Source organism: Fimbriimonadaceae bacterium (assembly GCA_023957775.1).
Lineage (GTDB): Bacteria > Armatimonadota > Fimbriimonadia > Fimbriimonadales > Fimbriimonadaceae > JAMLGR01.
The window spans coordinates 1-17,408 of record JAMLGR010000025.1 but is presented as its reverse complement, the minus strand read 5'-3'; the positions used below and the strand labels follow the sequence as shown (position 1 = coordinate 17,408).

Annotated in this window: 12 protein-coding genes and 1 tRNA gene; 11 read left to right on the top strand and 2 right to left on the bottom strand. The window is 66.2% G+C overall.

Going from position 1 to position 17,408, the window contains the following annotated elements; translation table 11 throughout:
- The 9 genes from M9921_15745 to M9921_15705 form a co-directional block, all read left to right on the top strand.
- The coding region (locus M9921_15745; GenBank protein ID MCO5298301.1) for a hypothetical protein at positions 1-483 on the top strand (483 nt) is incomplete at its 5' end.
- 17 nt (positions 484-500) lie between these two features.
- Complete coding sequence (xylB, locus tag M9921_15740) at positions 501-1,913, top strand: xylulokinase (protein ID MCO5298300.1); 1,413 nt, start codon at positions 501-503, stop codon at positions 1,911-1,913.
- A gap of 69 nt (positions 1,914-1,982) precedes the next feature.
- Positions 1,983-3,824 (top strand): 30S ribosomal protein S1, encoded by a 1,842-nt coding sequence (gene rpsA, locus M9921_15735; protein MCO5298299.1) that lies wholly within the window; start codon positions 1,983-1,985, stop codon positions 3,822-3,824.
- 83 nt (positions 3,825-3,907) lie between these two features.
- Positions 3,908-4,450, top strand: coding sequence for a dephospho-CoA kinase (gene coaE, locus M9921_15730; protein ID MCO5298298.1), 543 nt, complete (start codon positions 3,908-3,910; stop codon positions 4,448-4,450).
- A 255-nt stretch (positions 4,451-4,705) separates the two neighbouring features.
- Positions 4,706-6,670: a hypothetical protein gene (locus tag M9921_15725; GenBank protein ID MCO5298297.1), complete on the top strand. Its 1,965-nt coding sequence runs from the start codon at positions 4,706-4,708 to the stop codon at positions 6,668-6,670.
- 82 nt (positions 6,671-6,752) lie between these two features.
- The gene (locus M9921_15720) at positions 6,753-9,527 is read left to right on the top strand and encodes a hypothetical protein (GenBank protein ID MCO5298296.1); all 2,775 of its coding nucleotides are present in this window, start codon (positions 6,753-6,755) and stop codon (positions 9,525-9,527) included.
- A 117-nt stretch (positions 9,528-9,644) separates the two neighbouring features.
- Positions 9,645-11,642 (top strand): Ig-like domain-containing protein, encoded by a 1,998-nt coding sequence (locus M9921_15715; GenBank protein ID MCO5298295.1) that lies wholly within the window; start codon positions 9,645-9,647, stop codon positions 11,640-11,642.
- Between the two features lie 67 nt (positions 11,643-11,709).
- Positions 11,710-13,479, top strand: coding sequence for a hypothetical protein (locus M9921_15710; protein ID MCO5298294.1), 1,770 nt, complete (start codon positions 11,710-11,712; stop codon positions 13,477-13,479).
- A gap of 29 nt (positions 13,480-13,508) precedes the next feature.
- Positions 13,509-13,796, top strand: coding sequence for a hypothetical protein (locus tag M9921_15705; GenBank protein ID MCO5298293.1), 288 nt, complete (start codon positions 13,509-13,511; stop codon positions 13,794-13,796).
- Here the strand turns inward: M9921_15705 and nadB are convergent.
- Positions 13,793-15,286, bottom strand: coding sequence for an L-aspartate oxidase (nadB, locus tag M9921_15700; protein ID MCO5298292.1), 1,494 nt, complete (start codon positions 15,284-15,286; stop codon positions 13,793-13,795). The genes M9921_15705 and nadB overlap by 4 nt on opposite strands.
- Before the next feature lie 299 nt (positions 15,287-15,585).
- Between nadB and M9921_15695 the strand changes: the two genes are divergently transcribed.
- Complete coding sequence (locus M9921_15695) at positions 15,586-16,536, top strand: prepilin-type N-terminal cleavage/methylation domain-containing protein (protein ID MCO5298291.1); 951 nt, start codon at positions 15,586-15,588, stop codon at positions 16,534-16,536.
- Between the two features lie 109 nt (positions 16,537-16,645).
- Positions 16,646-16,720, top strand: a tRNA-Val gene (locus M9921_15690).
- A gap of 94 nt (positions 16,721-16,814) precedes the next feature.
- On the opposite strand, the gene M9921_15685 is transcribed toward M9921_15690, so the two are convergent.
- Positions 16,815-17,408: DUF2971 domain-containing protein (locus tag M9921_15685; protein MCO5298290.1), on the bottom strand; the 594-nt coding region annotated here is incomplete at its 5' end.

Genomic DNA, 17,408 nt, shown 5'->3' with positions numbered 1-17,408 from the left:
GCTGGGGCGTGGCAGGCGACGTTTGAACGCAGCTACCCCGTGGGCACGCTGGGGTTGCGGGGCGGCGCGCTGTGGGCGGAGTCGCTCTCGCCTTCGGATCTCCTGCAGGGGTCTGCTGCGATCGACGAGGTGATCGGGCTTGCCTACCGCCCCTTGGAGTGCGGCACGGTCGTCGCGTTGGGCGCCACGGGCACGAACCTCGTGACGATCCGCGAGCGGATGCGCGAGTGGGATCCCGCCCGGGTCCACGGAGCGGTGCTCGAGTACGAGGAGGTCGGCCGCGCGGCGGGTTGGCTGGGGGCGATGACCGATCGCGAGCGGGCGGCCGTGACCGGCATGGAGCGCGGCCGCGAGACGACGATGCACCTGGGGGCCCTGATCCTCGAGCGGTTCTTGTTCGGGCTTCGCGCGGAGTCGTGCCGGGTCTCGACCCGCGGCTGGCGCCATGCCCTGGGGGCGGAGATCCAGCGGGTCGCGCGCTAGCGTCTACAATGGCGACCATGGCACGCTTGGTGGGCATCGATGTCGGCACGACGGCGTGCAAGGCCCTCGCGATCGACGCCGAGGGTCGCGTGTTGGGCTCGGCGAGCGCCGAGTATCCCCTTCACGTGCCGCAACCCCGATGGACCGAGCAGGAGCCGGAAGACTGGTGGCGGGCCGTGCGCTCGTGCCTCGACGCGCTGGGTCCCGAGCGTCCCGACGCGATCGGGCTGACGGGCCAGATGCACGGGGCCGTGTTCCTCGACGCGTCGGGCGAGTCGGTGCGCCCAGCGATCTTGTGGAACGACCAGCGCACGGTCGCCGAGGTCGCGGAGATCGACCGCGTCTGCGGGCCGGAGCGGGTGCGGCGGATCACGTGCAACCCACCGGTGACCGGATTCCAGGCCCCCAAGATCCTGTGGCTGCGCCGGAACGAGCCGGAGCGGTTCGCCCGTGTGCGGTCGGTGCTGCTCCCGAAGGACTTCATCCGGCTGCGACTGACCGGTGACGCGGCGACCGACGTCAGCGACGCGAGCGGGACCGGCCTCTTCGACGTCGGACGTCGGGCGTGGGCCGACGAGCTGATCGCAGACCTGGATCTGGATCGGTCTCTCTTTCCCCGTGCGGCGGAGTCTTACGAGATCACCGGGCACGCGGCGGACGGCGTGCCGGTGGTCGCCGGGGGCGGGGACCAAGCGGCCTCGGCGGTCGGGACGGGCGCGGTCGAGCGGGGGGTCTTGAGCGTCAGCCTGGGGACGAGCGGCGTGGTGTTCAGCGCACTGGAGGGTCCGGAGTTCGACAAGGGCGGATCGGCGCACACGTTCTGCCACGCCAACGGGAAGTGGCACGCGATGGGGGTGACGTTGGCGTGCGGCGGGTCGTTGAAGTGGTTCCGCGACGTGCTTGGGGGAGGGGAGTCTTACGACGCGCTGATGGCGCAGGCGGCGGCGGTGCCCCCCGGGGCTCGGGGGCTCACCTTTTTGCCGTACCTGTCCGGCGAGCGGTGTCCGCACAACGACCCCGATGCGAGCGGCGCGTTCGCGGGGCTCACCCTGGCCCATGGCCGCGCCGAACTGGCCCGATCCGTGGTGGAGGGGGCGACGTTCGGGTTGCGCGACGCCTTGGACTTGCTGGCGGGCCTTGGAGCGTCGGCGGGGACGGTGCGCGTGACGGGGGGAGGGGCGCGCAGCCGCTTCTGGGTTCAGCTTCTGGCCGACGTGTTCGACGCCCGTTGCGCGACGTTGGAGGGCGACGAGGGGCCGGCGATGGGCGCGGCTATGCTGGCCGGCGTCGGCGTCGGGGTCTGGCCCGACGTGGCGGCCGCCTCGCGCGCGTGCGTGCGCGAACAATGGGAAACCGGGCCTTCGGGCGCCGATTACTCCGGCGCGTTGCGGGCGTTCCGCGAACTCTATCCGAAGCTGCGCCCCGGGTAGCCCGTGGACAGGCGCGCCACGAGCAAATCTGGTACGATGTGCGAACACTGCTTTGAGTGCCAATTAGACATGACGATCGACGAGAACCAGACGCCTGAGGAGAATCGAGAGGGATCTCCCAAGGAGCCGGAAGCGGCTCCTGAATCGGCGCCCGACAACCCCGAGGCGATTCCCTCCGCCGTGGACGAGACCCCTGAGCCGGCCCCCGAGGTCGAGCCCGCCGACGCACCTTCCGAGCCCGTGCCCGTGACCGCTGAGACCGCCGCGCCCGTGGAGCCGGAGCCTGTGGCCGCGGTCGCCGAAGAGCCGGCGCCGCCCGCCGAAGAGGCTGCCGCGCCGACGTACGAGCCGTCCATGGAGAGCCCGGCCGCCGAGGCCCCTGCGCCGGTCGAAGAGGCCGCCGCAACGGCGCCCGCGCACGAGCAGCCGCTGGAGACTCCGATCGCACCCGCCCCAGCCGCCGTCGTGGCCCAAGGCCGGAGCGACAAAGATTTGTTCGAGGCGGCCATGGAGGCGATGGAGGCCGGCGAGGACGATTCGGCCGGCGAGGGTCTGTACAAGAAGCTTTCGAAGGGCGACCGTATCGAGGCGACCGTCATCCAGGTGGACCGGGATCGCGTCTTCGTCGATCTGGGCACGAAGTCGGAAGGCATCGTTCCGCTCGGCGAGCTGAGCGAGATGAACCTCGACAGCGCCATGGACCACGTGAAGGTCGGCGACAAGATCAACGTCGTCGTGCTTCGCCCAGAAGGGGGCGAGGGCAACCCGATCGTGTCGAAGAAGCGCGCCGACTTCGAAGAGGCGTGGGACTCGATCGAGAAGGCGTTCCAAGTGGGCGAATTCCTCACCGCACAGGTGGTGGACCGCGTGAAGGGCGGACTCGTCGTCGACGTCGGAGTGCGCGGATTCGTTCCGGCGACCCACGTGGGCAGCGGGCGCCTGCGCAACATCGAAAAGTTCGTCGGCCAGCCGCTGAAGCTCAAGATTATCGAGATCGACCGCGACCGCAAGAAGGTGGTCCTCTCAAACCGCGACGCCGAGGAAGAGCGCCGCGAGCAGGCCCGTCGGGACATCTTTGAGCACGCGAACCCCGGAGATATCCGCGAGGGCGTGGTCCGGCGCCTCACCGACTACGGGGCGTTCGTCGACCTCGGAGGCGTGGACGGGCTGCTGCACATCAGCGAGATGAGCTGGATGCGCATCAACCACCCGCGCGAGATGTTCAAGGAAGGGCAGAAGATCAACGTGATGATCCTTCGCCTCGACAAGGACGCCGGAAAGATCAGTTTGGGACACCGCCAGGTGCTTCCCGACCCGTGGAACCTCATTCGCGAGACGTACACCATCGGTCAAAAGCTGACGTGCACGATCGGGCGCATCGTCCAGAGCGGCGCGTTCATCCGGTTGCCGGAAGGCGCCGAGGCGTTCATGCCGGTCAGCGAAATGTCGTCCCGACGCATCCGCAAGCCTCAGGACGTCCTCGAAGAAGGACAAGAGGTCGAGGCGCAGATCATCGACCTGCGAACCGAAGAGCGCCGCATGGTGCTCAGCATCCGCGCCGCAGGTGGCGGCGATTTTGGTCGGCCGGCCCCCGGAGGCGCCCCTGGAGGCGAATTCGAGGACGAGGCCCTGCGCGACAAGCGCCGCGGGAAAGCGGGCGGCAAGCGCGGGCGCGGTGCCGGCGGACGTCGCGGCCGCGACGAGGAAGAAGTCGAAGAAGTGATCGGTCGGCGCGGTTTTGCGACCGGCGGCGCCACGATCGGCGAGCGGCTGGGGATGCTCAAGGGCTTTGTTGGACGCGACGACGAGGAAGAAGTGCTCGAGGACGTCGTGGACCCAGCGCCCGACGCGCCCGAGGCTCCCGCGCCGGAGGCTCCCGCCGAGGAGTCGGAGCCGGAAACGACCGAATAGCGCGAGCGTGGCTCGGGGCCAGCGGGCGGGCGGAGCGACTTGTTCCGCCCGCCCTTCGTCCTTTTGCCTAACGGGTGAAGGAGATGCGGCTGGCGATCACGGGCGGAATAGCGGAAGGCAAGTCGACGGTGGCGGCGTATCTGGCTTCATGGGGCGTTCCGGTCGTCTCGGCGGACGAGATCGCGCGGGACGTCTACCGCGGGGCGCGCCTGCAGGCTTGGCTTGCATCCGAGTTCGACGGGGAGGCCCCGGTCGAGCGGGACAGGGTCCGAGCCCGGGTCGCTCGGGACGCCGAGTTCAGGCGCGCCTTGAACGCCCGTATGCACCCCGAAGTGATCGAGCGGATCTTTTCGTCCGGTGCGATTGCGGTGGAGATTCCGCTCCTTGTCGAGGCGTGTCTGCAACGGTTTTTCCCAAGGGTGTGGGTGGTGACGTGCGGGGAGGACGAGCAGTTGCGCAGGCTTGCCGCGAGGCTGAATTCGGTGGAAAAGGCGCGTGCCTTGATCGAGACGCAGCTCCCGACGCGGGTGAAGATTGCGTTTGCCGACCGCGTGATCCGAACGAATGCGCCGGAGCACGACGTCCATGTTGCGGTGACGGAGGCTGCTGCTCTTGATTTCGCGTAGATTGCACCTAGTAAAGCTTCGTGATATACTTCACCACGTTTTGGACGGGCTTGGAATGCCCGCGGCTCGAGGGGGAATGTCGCTAAACGCACGCGGGAAAGCTTTGCCAAGGGGGATGGTTGCATCCACGAGGCTCGCTTTCTGTGGCGCGACGGTCGTTTCGGGGTTGCAACCGTCCATACTGGAACATCGTCGCGTCCGGCTTGCCGGCCGACACCCAAATTCGAAGAGGACTGACAAGGAGGACTCGTCACAGTGAGGCGGTTCATCAATTCGTATACAGGGAAGGCGGTCAGCGGTCTTACGGCCGTGGCCTATTTCATGGCTTGCGCCCTGCCCTACTTCACGTTGGGCGCGGCCACGCGCGCCGAGGCTCAGTTGCAAGCGCAACCGACCTGGGCTGTGGTCGAGTTCGAGAACACTAGTCCGCAAGGGGGAACTGGCCTTGGCCAGGCAGCCGCGGACGCCGTTAGCAGCGAGCTCGGCAAGACTGGCAAATTCGACGTGGTCGCGCAGGAAACGATCCAACGCGCGCTGACGTCGATCGGCATTGGTTCGCCTCCGGCGACGAAGACGAGCCTGCTGCGCCTGGCGCAAGAAGTGCGCGCGTCGACCGTCGTGACCGGCGAGGTTGTGAACTGGCGCGTCGTCCCCGTTGGGGGCGGCAAGCAGGCCGACGTGATTTTGAGAGTCCTCGTCACCGACGTGGCGTCTGGGCTCGCGATCAACGGAGCGGCGCTCAGCGCGTCGTCCACCGTGCGCGCGGAAAACGTTCCCGATGCCACGGTCATCAACGAGGCCATCGGCAACGCGGCTTCCGGCGCGGTCGCAAAGGTCCTCGCCCAAACGTTGCCGAACGGCACCGTTCTCAACACGCTGAACGACACGGCCCTGATCAACCAGGGTGCGCGCAGCGGCTTCCAGAACGGCCAGTCCGTCATCGTCACGCGCGGCCGGGAGCAGGTCGCCACCGCAACGGTGTACGACGTCGAATCCGACAGCGCGTACGTCCGCATCGCCTCGTCCACCAAGGGCATCCAGCCCGGAGACAAGGTGCGGGTGGTTTTCCGCGTTCCGGATGTGAAGACGGAGTTTGGAGCCAACGGCGGCGTCCAGCCGGTCCGGCGGGCGTCGAACAAGAGCAACTCGGGCTTCGTGACCACGCTCTTGGTGCTGGGCCTGGTCGCGGTCCTTCTGGGCTCTGGCAACGGCGGCAGCGGCGACGCGGTCGGCGACGTCAAGGCGGAGGCCGGGCTCTTCCCCGATGCTTCGGGCGAGCCGGGGACCAAGGTGAGCTGGACTCCGAACCTGTTCCACAAGGCCAACGACCAGCGCATCGAGTGGCAGATCTGGCGGAACGACATCCTGGCCTCGCCGGTGATGGTCGTGCCCGGGAACCAGACTTCCGGCGTCGATAACTCGACGGCTCGCGACGTGACGTGGGGCGACTTCGCCGGCGTGATCGGCGGATCGGTGTGCAACAACACCTCGAATCCGACGACGACGGCCACGGCGGTTGCGGGCGTGACTCCGGGTCGGCCGTACAACTACTCGGTCGCCTTGGTCTACAAGGTGAACAGCGTCGACCTTCCGGGCAGCGGCGGCACGACCGGCGGTACGACCGGCGGCATCGGCGGCGGGACGACCGGCGGCATCGGCGGCGGCACGACCGGCGGCACCACGGGTGGCACGATCGGCGGCGGCACGACCGGCGGCACGACGGGCGGCACCACGGGTGGCACGACCGGCGGCACCGGCGGTACCGGCGGCACGACCGGCGGACAGGACTGCTTCTTCGTTTCCCAGAGAACCAGCGCCAAGGGACTCGCGACGCCTTATGCGCGGCCCCTGCTCGTCTCTCCGGGTTCGAACGCGGTTGTTTCGACGCCGATTCCGTTCAGCTTCAACTCCGTCGTGAACCCTGCGTTCCCGACGACAGTCGAATATGTCGTGCAACTCTCGACGAGCCCCAACTTCACGAAGAGCCAGACCGTGACGATCGCCAAGTTCCAGCGGACGGACTCAGGGATCCTGAGCACCCCGATCGTGGACACGTCGCAGTACTTCTCGAGCTCGACGGAAATGTGGTGGCGAATCGGTTGCCGCAACGTGTCGGACAGCCCGGGACCGGTCAAGGATGCCAACGGAGAGCGTTACATCTTCGGCTCGGCCCGGCGCTTCACGCGACCCTCGCCTCCTCCTCCTCCCCCCGCGGAGTAAAGGAGATCGACCTGAGCGCCCCCGAACACGAGTCCTCGGGGGCGCCCAACTCTTGAATACCGCTTCGAATTAGGGAAACGAAATGAAGACAGCAGTTCACAAGGCAGCAGGGATCGCCTCGCTCTTGGTTGGCGCGAGCGTGGCCCAAGCCCAAATCGGTTGGGACTTCTGCATCGACCCCGCCAACACGGCGCCACGATCGGCGGACTACGGGATCAACGCCATTCAAACGACCCTCTTTGGGTGTTCGGTGGGCGTCAGCGGGACGACCACCTACGGCGGTGCGAACGGTCCTTGCTACAACCCCGCCCTCACCGCGAACATTCGGGGTCGATATGGGTTCTTCTACGGATCCGAAGGTTCCGCACAGACGTCGTTCGACGACAACCTGATCCTCACGATGGGGATGCCGTTCGAGCCCATGGGGACGTTCGGGTACGCCACGACCGTCGAAGATGGCACGCGGACCCTGTTTGGGGCCAACGCGATCAGCCTCGCCTTCGTGGGCGAGAGCGATCACTACATGATCCACGAGTCCACCAACGGCAACGTGCACGTCCGCATGCAGGTGGATATTCTCGGCGATGCCGCGCGCATTCAGTGGACCCTGACGAACACGGACACCACGAACACGCACACCGTCGGTTTGTGGACGGGCCACTGGCTGGCTATGCTTTCGAACGAGCCGGACGCCACTGGCGCGATGCAGTCGCACACACTGGCTCCGAACTTTGGCGTGTTTTCCAAGCTCGGCTACACCGTCGTGCCCGGCATCAAGCCTCCGTTCACGGATCGCCGCTTTGAGCGTGCGCTGGACCCCGCCACGTTCCCGCAGTGGGTGAACTTCGTTTTTGGTCAGACCACGGCCTACGGCATGCGGATCGAGAACGGCGCCACCGAGGCGACCCTTGACCTCTCCGGCCAGAGCGAGACCGAAGAGGCCAACGAACTCGCCCTGGGCAAGCACTTCTTCCTCATGGGAGGCGACGGCGCCGACGCGACCTTCCCCGACGTCATGCTCCCCGACACCCGGTTCGACGATGAGACCGGCTACATTCAGAAGTACAACGAGTCTTCCGTCGTTCCAGGAGGCGCCCGAACGATCGTCCAATATGTGCGCAGCACGTGGGGCTACTCGAACTATGCGAAGCCCTACTCGGTCGTCGTCGACGGTCCGAAGTTGCTCGCGGCAGATCCGAGCGGCGTCAATGGTCTGACACCGAACGAGTTCACGATCCGCGTCTGGGTGGACAACACCCGTGGTTTCTCGACTGTGGACCGTGAAGTCCCTCTCAACGATGTCAAGGTCCGACTGGTCCTTCCGACCGGGCTCGAACTGGTTCCCGGCGAGAGCATCCAGAAGATCATCCCCGTCGTCTCGCCGCGAGACGCCTCCTATGTCGAGTGGCAGGTCGTCGCCGATGGGCAGACGTTTGGCGATCTTCAGTACCAGGCGGTTGTGGACCCGATCCCGGGTCCCAAGAAGACCATCAACGGGTCGATCACGATCGCTGCGACGCCTCGATTGAATCTCGTCGCCGGTGCGAACCTGATCACCACCCCGTTCACGTTCCTCGATTCGTCGTGGGAGGCGATCCTTGGGCTGAACACGCCCAGCGACTTCCAGGCCTTTGATTGGAGCTCCCAGCAGAACGGCTACCTCGTTTCCGCCAGCGCCCAGCGCGCGGCTGGAACGTGGATCCTCTCGGATGTCGATTACGGTTCGATGGCTCTCACGGGCAGTCCGACCACTCCGAACGACGCGTCGACCGGTGCGCCGCTCATCCAACTGAAATCGGGTTGGAACCTCGTGGGCAACCCTTACAACTATGCGTTCCCGCTGGGACAGATCGTCGGCGTGTCCGGTGCGAACCCCACGCAGTCGTTCACCTGGGCTGAACTGGTCGCCCAGGGCTTCGTCAGCGGCGCCCTCGGCTACTGGGACGCGGGCACGCAGTCCTACAAGTACCTGCAGGGCGTGGACGCCAAGCTCGAGCCGAATCGCGGCTACTGGGTCTACGTGTTCACGGTCCAAGATCTGACGATCTCGTGGCCGCCGATCTACCAGGAGTTCCTTCCTGGTTCGCAGCGATCGGTTGGCCAAACGTGGACGCAGAGCGACAAGCAGTGGCGCCTGCAACTCGTGGCCCGCAACAACAGCAGCCTCGACGACCAGAACTTCGTCGGTGTGGCCAAGTCCACCGCCGACGCGCGCACCCTCCGCATCCTCGAGCCCCCGATGGGCCCGACGCAGAAGGTGGGCGTCTCGGTCGAAGGGACGATCGATGGGCGACCCACGCGCATGGCGCAGGCGCTCAGCGACACCGCAGGCCGCCAGGAGTGGAAGGTCCTCGTCGACGTCAAGGAGGCGGGTCCCGTTACGCTCACCTGGCCGAATGTCTCGACGACGCCCCGCACGCTCCGCTACCGGATCGAGGACGTGGCCACCGGCGCCAGCCGCGACCTGCGGCAGACGTCCGGCTACACGTTCACGATGAACGAGCCGGGCACGCGCGAGTTCCGCGTCCAGGTGGACACGGGCAGCGTCGCGCGCGCTGTGATCGGCAACGTCGTCGTCGCCCGGCCAGGCCGGGACGGCAACGCGCCGTTCACGATCAACTACACGCTCTCGACGGACGCCACGACCACCGTGCGCATCCTCTCGGGCGCAGGCAAGGAGATCTTCACGGTCAGCCGAGGCCGCGCCGACCGAGCGGGTGAGAACACCGTGACGTGGGCGTTGCGAGACAACGCAAACGTTGCCGTCGCCCCGGGGACCTACCGCGTCGAGATCCTCGCCGAGACCGCGGGCGGCGATCGCGTCCGCAAGATCATTCCTCTCAACGTGGTCCGCTAAGGGCCCCGCTGAGACGCTGGGGCCGGCCTCGAGGCCGGCCCTTTGTGCGTGGAGACCAAACCGGACGGGCCCTCGGTCCCGTCCTTAGATGCGATGGGTAGGCTTGTGCCGACTGTGTTGAAAAGCCTCGCACTCGTTGCCGCGGTTCTGGCCGTGGCGCTTTGCAGCGCCGACACCGCGCTGATCCGACTGACGTCCTACCCCACGGTCACTGTCGCCGATGGCCGCTCCACCGTCACCATCTCCGCCGAAGTGCGCACGCGCGACGGCCGGTTCGTGCCGGACGGCACGCAGGTCGTGTTCACCACCGACCTGGGGACGTTCCGAGACAACGTCGTTCGGACCGTCAACGGCGTGGCTCGGGCGATCCTCGTGGCAGGCGGCTTGCCCGGGACCGCGAAGATCACCGCTCGGACCCTGGCTTTCCAGAACGCCTCGACGACCCTCGAGATGGACTTCTTGAGCGATCGGTCGCAGCTATCGACGGCCAAGGAGTACATCGAGATCGTCGCGCCGCGCCACCTGATGTACAGCACGGACCTCAAGATCATCGGCGCTGCGGATCCGGACGAGCGCGTCGCGGTCCGCTACCGCGACATCGTCATCGAGGCCGCGGACGTGCAGGTGGACGTGCCGAACTACGAGGTGCGCGCCCGCAAGGCTCACCTGCACATTGGCGACGTGGACCAGGAGTTCGAGGAGCTGTACCTCAAACTCAACACGCGCAAAGGCTACGGCGTCACGACGCTTCCCCGCCGGGATCTCAAGATCGTGGGGAGCGGCAAGTGGTTCCGGTTTGAAGCCGGCGAAGAGCATCTGCGCGTGGGAACGGCGAAGATCGCCACCTCGGGCCTCACGCCGATGTCCTCCACCGATGCGCTCCCGTACGGGGCGTTCACCTTCCAGGACCTGACCACGTCCCAGACGCTGATCGCCGCCAAGAAGGCCGTGGCCTTCCCCCGCAAGGAGATCCAGTTCCACAAGGCGGACATCGTCATGGGCGGCATCCGCATGATGAGCCTGCCCCTGTTCCAGGTAAGCGTCTATGGAACGACCCCCCTCATCACCGAGCAGATTGTCAACGTCAACGACAACCAGCTTGGGATCAACTACCCCCATTACCTCTCCCTGAAGCCCGGTGAGACCAGTCTGCTCCGGTTCACGACCGGGCAACGCTACGGCCGCGGCCTGGCCACCTCGGGCGGGGCGTTCTTGGATTACGAGCTGAACTGGAACCGGGGCGACGAGATGGACGGAGGGATGACGGTCTCCGGCATCGGCCGCAGCGACTGGGGCCTGGGGGTGCGACAATACCTCCAGGTGGACGACCGCACCACGGGATTCGCGCAGGTCGAGTTCCCCGCGCACCGGAGCGTCTTTGGGTCGGCGAGCCTCAGTCGGCAGTTCGACGGTTTCCAGATGAGCCTGAGCGGCAACGCCACGACGACGTTGCGGGGGGCGGAGTTCGCGACCGAGCAGTACGCCCTGGTCGCCGAGAAGGACCCCACCAAGGTTGGGAAGCTCCCCATTCGCCTTTACTACGGACTGACCGCCACCCACAGCGAAACCCATGCCTCGCTGTTGGACCACTCGCAAACGGGCGTCGGGGCGAGGATCCGCTCCCAACTCCTGCCCCAACACCTGGACCGCACCACGGAGCTGAACGCCGAGTTCTCGGTCTCCCACCTGACGGGGAACAACGTCCAGCAGGGACTCACGCTCTACGGCTCCGCGACGATCAGCAAGCGTCTCTCCAGCGCGGCGTGGTTGGCCACGACCTACCGCTACGCCGAGGACGGGTTCAACAGCTTCTACACGGGCCGCCATCAGATTTCGCTGCAGGGCTCCTACTACGGCGGCCGCACGAACCTCTCCCTCTCGGCCAATCGAAGCCTGGACATCCAGAGGCTCAGCCTCGAGGCGGACATGGGCTACCGCCTGAGCGACCTGTGGCGCCTTCGCTACAGCTACACGTACGACCGTTACCTCGGCGACACCTATCTCGACTACTACATCTCGCTCGGCTACCGCATCGGGTTCCGCGAGATCGGGCTGGTGTGGTCGAAGCGAACCAACCGATTGGGAATCCAACTTCTTGGCGCGTCTTTCGATTAGCGATCGATTTGGGAATCTGGCGCGCCTCCTCCCTCTCGGGTTGCTGGCGGTCGTCGCCCTAGGCCCCGTGTCCTCGGCCCGCGCCAACCCCTTCGGGCGGTTCGGCTACGTTGAGCATGCCACGGCTTCTGGATTCGTCGTCAGCCCCACTGGGTTCCGTTCGGTGCATCCCGCTTCGGACACGTTCCGCTTTGAGGAGCCCTCGACGTGGTGGCGACCGCTCGCGACGTCCGAGACCGGCCAGATCGTAGGGCTCTCCGGCGTGGGCCGATCGCCGTCCAAAGCGCGGCTCGATCTGTTCGAGCCGGGAGTGGCCTTCTACTGCGCCAACGGGTTGGGTCTGAAGCTCTCGAGCACCTCCCCCCCTTTTGTGAGCTGGGCCGACGGCAGCGTCGGCCCAGGCGTTCCGACCCCGAAGGTCTCTTGGCTCCTCGTGAGCTTCCGAGACGCGCAACCGCCGATTCTCTTCGCGTTCTTGGACGGTCCCGCGACTTTTGAAATGACGGGACGGTCCGGCGATTGGACGCTCCGAACCGAGTCGCTCTATCGCGGGTGGATCCGGGTCGTCGCGCCCATGGGCTTGGAGGCCCGACCCACCAACAACGCGGCCGAGTTGGGCGCGTTGGTCGAGCGGTGCACCAAGGAGATCCCCGCGTGGACGGCCCCCGCGGCGACGCTCCAGGAGATCGCGATCAAGGACGAGCCGACGGCGATCACTGCGACGTGGAAGTTCGATCGCTCAGGCTTCGTGGTGCCGCCTGCGGTCCTCCTCGCACCCTTGGGCGGATATCCCCTCAAGCTTCAAAGCGCCATCGAGCGCCTGGATGCGAGGGACGAGGACGGGCCGGTGGCGGTTTCGACGGAGGCCAGCCTCTCGATCCGGTTTCCGGTGCGGCGTATCCCGACAGGGCGCGGGGTCGGCGTCGGCACGCCGGCAGGTTCGCCTCTGGGAACGATTTCACCCATCGATCTGCCCAGCGTGGTGGAACTCGCCCTTCAGAACCTGGCTTGCACGCGCGACGCGCTCGCGCGCCAGGCGGCGGAGGACGCGTTGGGTGCGTTTCTCACGGAAGCGACGTACCGGCTGGAGCCGTTCACGCAGCAGCAGCTACCCTACGGAGCCGACGGGGAAGGGCTCGACCTGGTAGCCGCCCACGCGCTGCTGATGCAGAGCCGGGATACGGCCGAGCGTGCCAGTTCGGAAGCCAACTCGCTGCTGACGTCCCTGGTGTGGAGACGCGATTGGGCCACGTGGCGCCTCTGGTGCGACGATCCGGTGCTCGCGCGCCGTGCGGGGGCCCTGGCGGCCGTCGCGGGGGCGATCTGTCCCGAGCCGGGCCGGCGGTTGGACGCCGCTCTGTTCGAGGCGGGTCTGGCTGCGGAGCGTGGCTTGTCGCGGTGGACGCGGCGGGTGACCGGCCTTCCGAAGGAATCCCCCTTGCTGATCGAGCCGCTCGATTCGATTCGTGCCGATCTCTTCTTCCACCTCGGCGACCTGACGGTCCAGGATCCCTTCGTCAAGCTGCTCCTCAGCGACGTGCGGGTTTTCGGCGAGGTCGGGGTGCAGGCGCGCGCGACGGAGGGTGGGTTCGAGCTCGTGTGGGGAGGGGAGAAGGCGCAGCGGGCCCAACTGATCCTCGCCGCCTCGTACCCGCTGGGGTCCGCTGGCGCCCAGAATCTGGATGGTTTCCTCATGGAGGAAGCGCTCGGGTTCACGACGCTGAAGGGCGTCGTCCATGCGGGAGGCCCATGTACGGTCGGTCTCCTCGTGCCCGAGTGGGCCGACCGCCTCCCCGCCCTCCTGGCGATGCCCCGGTACGCCGAGACCCCTCGCTAAGAGACGACCCCTCTTGGGAGTGCGCGAGCTTGTTCGTCGCCCTTCACCCCGGCGACTCTTGGGAGTGCGCGAGCTTGCTCGTCGCCCCCGCTTGGGAGTGCGCGAGCTTGCTCGTCGCCCCCGCTTGGGAGTGCGCGAGCTTGCTCGTCGCCCCCGCTTGGGAGTGCGCGAGCTTGCTCGTCGCCCTTCACCCCGGCGACTTGTCGCCGGTTCCGCAACGGACTCGCGGCAAGCCGCTCGAAGGCAAGGCGACGAGCAAGCTCGCGCACTCCCAAGTGGGGCCCGCATCTCCATCGAATGCTGACGAATCGGGCTAGACCCCTTCCAACTCTCCCACCAAGTCCGAATTGAAGTGCAGCCCCACGTTCTCCCGTCTTGCCAGGGCGGCATCCACCACGAGCGTGCCCACGGTCAACAGGTTGCTGGTTTCGATGGGGTGGGTGGAGAATGGGGCCCCGACGTGGCCGAGGAACTCCTCTTTCAAGCCACGGATCGTGTCGGCGGCTTCGCGAAGTCCCGCGTCCGTACGCACGATGCCCGCGTGCTCCATCATCGTGCGTTGGAGCGCTCTGCGCAGCAGGACCGACTCGGCTTCTGGGACGCACTGTGGCTTGCCTGGCTCGGAGACGGCGGCGGGTTCGGGGTCGTTGGCGCTCGCGGCGGCGGCCGCGGTCGCGAAGACGATGGCTTCGAGCAGGCTGTTGCTGGCGAGGCGGTTCGCTCCGTGCACCCCCGTGTGGGCGGCCTCGCCGGCCGCGTAGAGGCCGGGAAGGGACGTGCGACCCTCGAGGTCGGTGTCCACGCCACCGCACGAGTAGTGCTGGGCGGGCACCACGGGGATCCAGTCGCGGTGCATCTCGACACCCACCGAAGCGAGGCGCGCCCAGATCGTGGGGAACTCCTCCTCGAGGGCTTCGCGCTGGAGGTGGGTGGTGTCGAGGTAGACGCACCACGTGCCGAGCCGTTTGATCTCGGCGTCGATCGCCCGCGCCACGACGTCGCGCGGCGCGAGTTCGAGGCGCGGATCGTAGTCGTACATGAAGCGGGTACCGAGGTGGTTGCGCAGGGTCGCGCCTGCACCTCGTACGGCCTCGGAGATGAGGAAGCTCCGCAACTGGGGGTGGAAGAGGGTTGTGGGGTGGAATTGCATGAACTCCATCCCTCGGATGCGGGCTCCCACTTGGGCGGCGAGCGCGACCCCGTCCCCCGTTGCGACCGAGGGGTTCGTGGTGTGCTGGTACAGCTTGCCGCATCCGCCGGTGGCCAGCATGCACGCCCGCGCGCGGAACGTGCGCATGCCCAGCCCTTCGATCCGCGCGGCCGCGCCCACGCAGCGGCCGTCGGCGACGAGGAGTTCCGTGGCGAAGGCATGGTCGTACACGCGGATGTTCGGATGGGTGCCGACGGCGTGGACCATCGCGCGTTCGACCTCGCCGCCGGTGCGGTCCGCATGGCGCACGATGCGGTTGCGGCTGTGGCCCCCTTCGCGTCCCAGGTCGGGATCGAAGTTCGCGCCAAGGTCCCGCAGCCACGCGATGGCGGCGGGAGCGTTCTGCACGAGGTGGCGAACGGCCGCGGCGTCGCACAGGCCCGCCCCGGCCACGAGGGTGTCCTGCTCGTGCAGCTCCCAGGAGTCGGCTTCGCCCACCGCGGCTGCGATGCCGCCTTGGGCGTAGTTCGTGTTCGATTCGGCGACGTCGGACTTGGTGAGCACCGCCACGGTGCCGTGTTCCGAGGCGCGCAGGGCGTAGGTCAGGCCGGCGAGGCCGCTGCCGATCACTAGGAAGTCGAAGGTCTCCGCGCGCATCCTCCGCAGGTTACCGCTCATTCGGGAGGCGCAAAAAAAGCACCCGGGCCGTCTGTGAGGGCCCAGGTGCGAGTGATCAGCGTTCTCTCGTCGAAACCGTGGCGCTCTTGCGGCGCCTTCTGTCGATCCGATGTCAGTGTCTCGGATCGATGTTAAGGGTCGGTGAACAAGGCGTGAACAGGGGGTTAAGACAGGTTCGCAGGATGCTTAACCCCTTGTTAACCCCCCATCAACATCCCCTTAACGTGCACCCCAGATACTGTTGCCAACCAAGGCCGAGGCCTTCGGAAGGAGATGGTATGAAACGAGCGTTTACATTGATCGAGTTGCTGGTGGTCATTGCGATCATCGCGATTCTGGCGGCGATCCTGTTCCCGGTGTTCGCACAGGCGAAGCAGGCCGCGAAGAAGGCGGTGGACCTTTCGAACATGAAGCAGATCGGCGTGGCAATGCAGATCTACTTGTCCGACTACGACGACACGTATCCGATGTCGTACTACTACCGGAACGACAACGGCAGCGCCGGGACGGTTCCGAACTGCGGCTACGTGCACTGGACGGGGTTGATCCAGCCGTACGTGAAGAACATCGACATCTTCCGAAGCCCGTCGGACAAGCTCGGCGGAATGGCGCCGACGAACTTCGTGGGTGACAACCGCGGCTACGGCGCGCCTTCGGGCCAGGTGTCGCAGGGCGCGTGCGCGATGGACGACGACCAGGTGCCGCGCCTGTCGTACGTGGGGAACTCGCTGATCATGCCCCGCAAGCGTCGCTCGGTGGACCCGATGAACGTGGTCTCCGCCACGGTGTTCGAGGACGTCGCCGGGACGATCGCGTTGGCGGCGATGACCGACAGCCCGAACTGCATCAACGGCTCGTCGCAGGCGAGCGGCGTGGCGTTCAAGACGCACCGCCCGACCAACGCGATCCTCCTTCAGAACGGCGCGCCGTTCGCGGGCGAGGACCCGAGCGAGGTCGGCCTCGCGTGGTACTACGCGTTGACGATCGACCGCGCGTTGAACGACCTGAACGCGTGCCACACGGGTTCGTCGTACAACAACCTCTCGCACATCACGTACTCGGACCCGATCCGTTTTGGCCGCGGTTCGAACTACGTGTACACGGACACGCACGCAAAGTTCGCGGAGCTGTCGGCGACGTTGAATCCGGACCGGTTCCAGTGGGGCAAGCGCGCGTACACCGCGGGTGGCGGCCAGCTTCGCCGGCCCAACGGAACGCCCATCAACTAAGCGCGCCCGCCGCCTTGGAGACGACGACCTCCGGCCCCGCCCCCACGGGGCTCGGGGGTTCGTCGTCTCGGGCTGTTTTGCCTTCGGGGTATCCTAAATTCCGCATTCGGGGCGGTTAGCTCAGCGGTAGAGCACTTCGTTCACACCGAAGGGGTCGCTGGTTCAAATCCAGTACCGCCCACCACTTTTTTGAACCTAAAACGGACCGCAACAGGCGGTCCGTTTCTCATTCGAATTGCCGGGTCTCTCAATTGGTCTCTCAAATCCGGCACTCTATACTATGCATCTTCCAGAACTCGGTCAAATCCGGAGAGGCGGACTCGCTTAACACGGACATGTACGAAGTCAGGATTTTGCAGGAGCTTTCGAATCTGAGCCTCCATTTCGGCATCGATTCGAGCTCCCAGCACAACTTCAACTACCGCTGCTGCGGGATAGTTGAAGAGGCAGATATCGTACGGAGATTTGGGAATGACTTGAGTTGCTCCGGTAAGCCGCCTTAAGGCACGCCATTCGCGTTCAGCCGACCAGCAGGCGGGCTTGGTAAAAAGCATCGCTGCATCATTCTCTTCTGAATTGCCACGTTCGATCAACTCTGGCTTCGCATCCGAGTAGCTCATCGGCTGTACGGACTTGCTGAGGCTCTGCCAGTCATCTGGGCTGAAAAAGTCGCTTTCGGAATCGAAGCCAATGGCAAACCCACGGTCCCCTTGGGCATAGTGTCCCCACATTAGCGGTAGCAATGGGTCTTCGGATAGAGACAGGACACCGAACTTGCTGTTCAGAGACGCAGACATTATCTGCGACAATTGCTGTTTCAGCTTCCCAGCTTGCCGAGCGTGCTCCTTCACTTGGTTCGCGTAGAACTCACG

Coding starts and splice junctions, on each gene's coding strand:
- coaE (MCO5298298.1), top strand. CDS start 3,908: ATGCGGCTGGCGATCACGGGCGGAATAGCGGAAGGCAAGTCGACGGTG.
- M9921_15720 (MCO5298296.1), top strand. CDS start 6,753: ATGAAGACAGCAGTTCACAAGGCAGCAGGGATCGCCTCGCTCTTGGTT.
- M9921_15695 (MCO5298291.1), top strand. CDS start 15,586: ATGAAACGAGCGTTTACATTGATCGAGTTGCTGGTGGTCATTGCGATC.
- rpsA (MCO5298299.1), top strand. CDS start 1,983: ATGACGATCGACGAGAACCAGACGCCTGAGGAGAATCGAGAGGGATCT.
- nadB (MCO5298292.1), bottom strand. CDS start 15,286: ATGCGCGCGGAGACCTTCGACTTCCTAGTGATCGGCAGCGGCCTCGCC.
- xylB (MCO5298300.1), top strand. CDS start 501: ATGGCACGCTTGGTGGGCATCGATGTCGGCACGACGGCGTGCAAGGCC.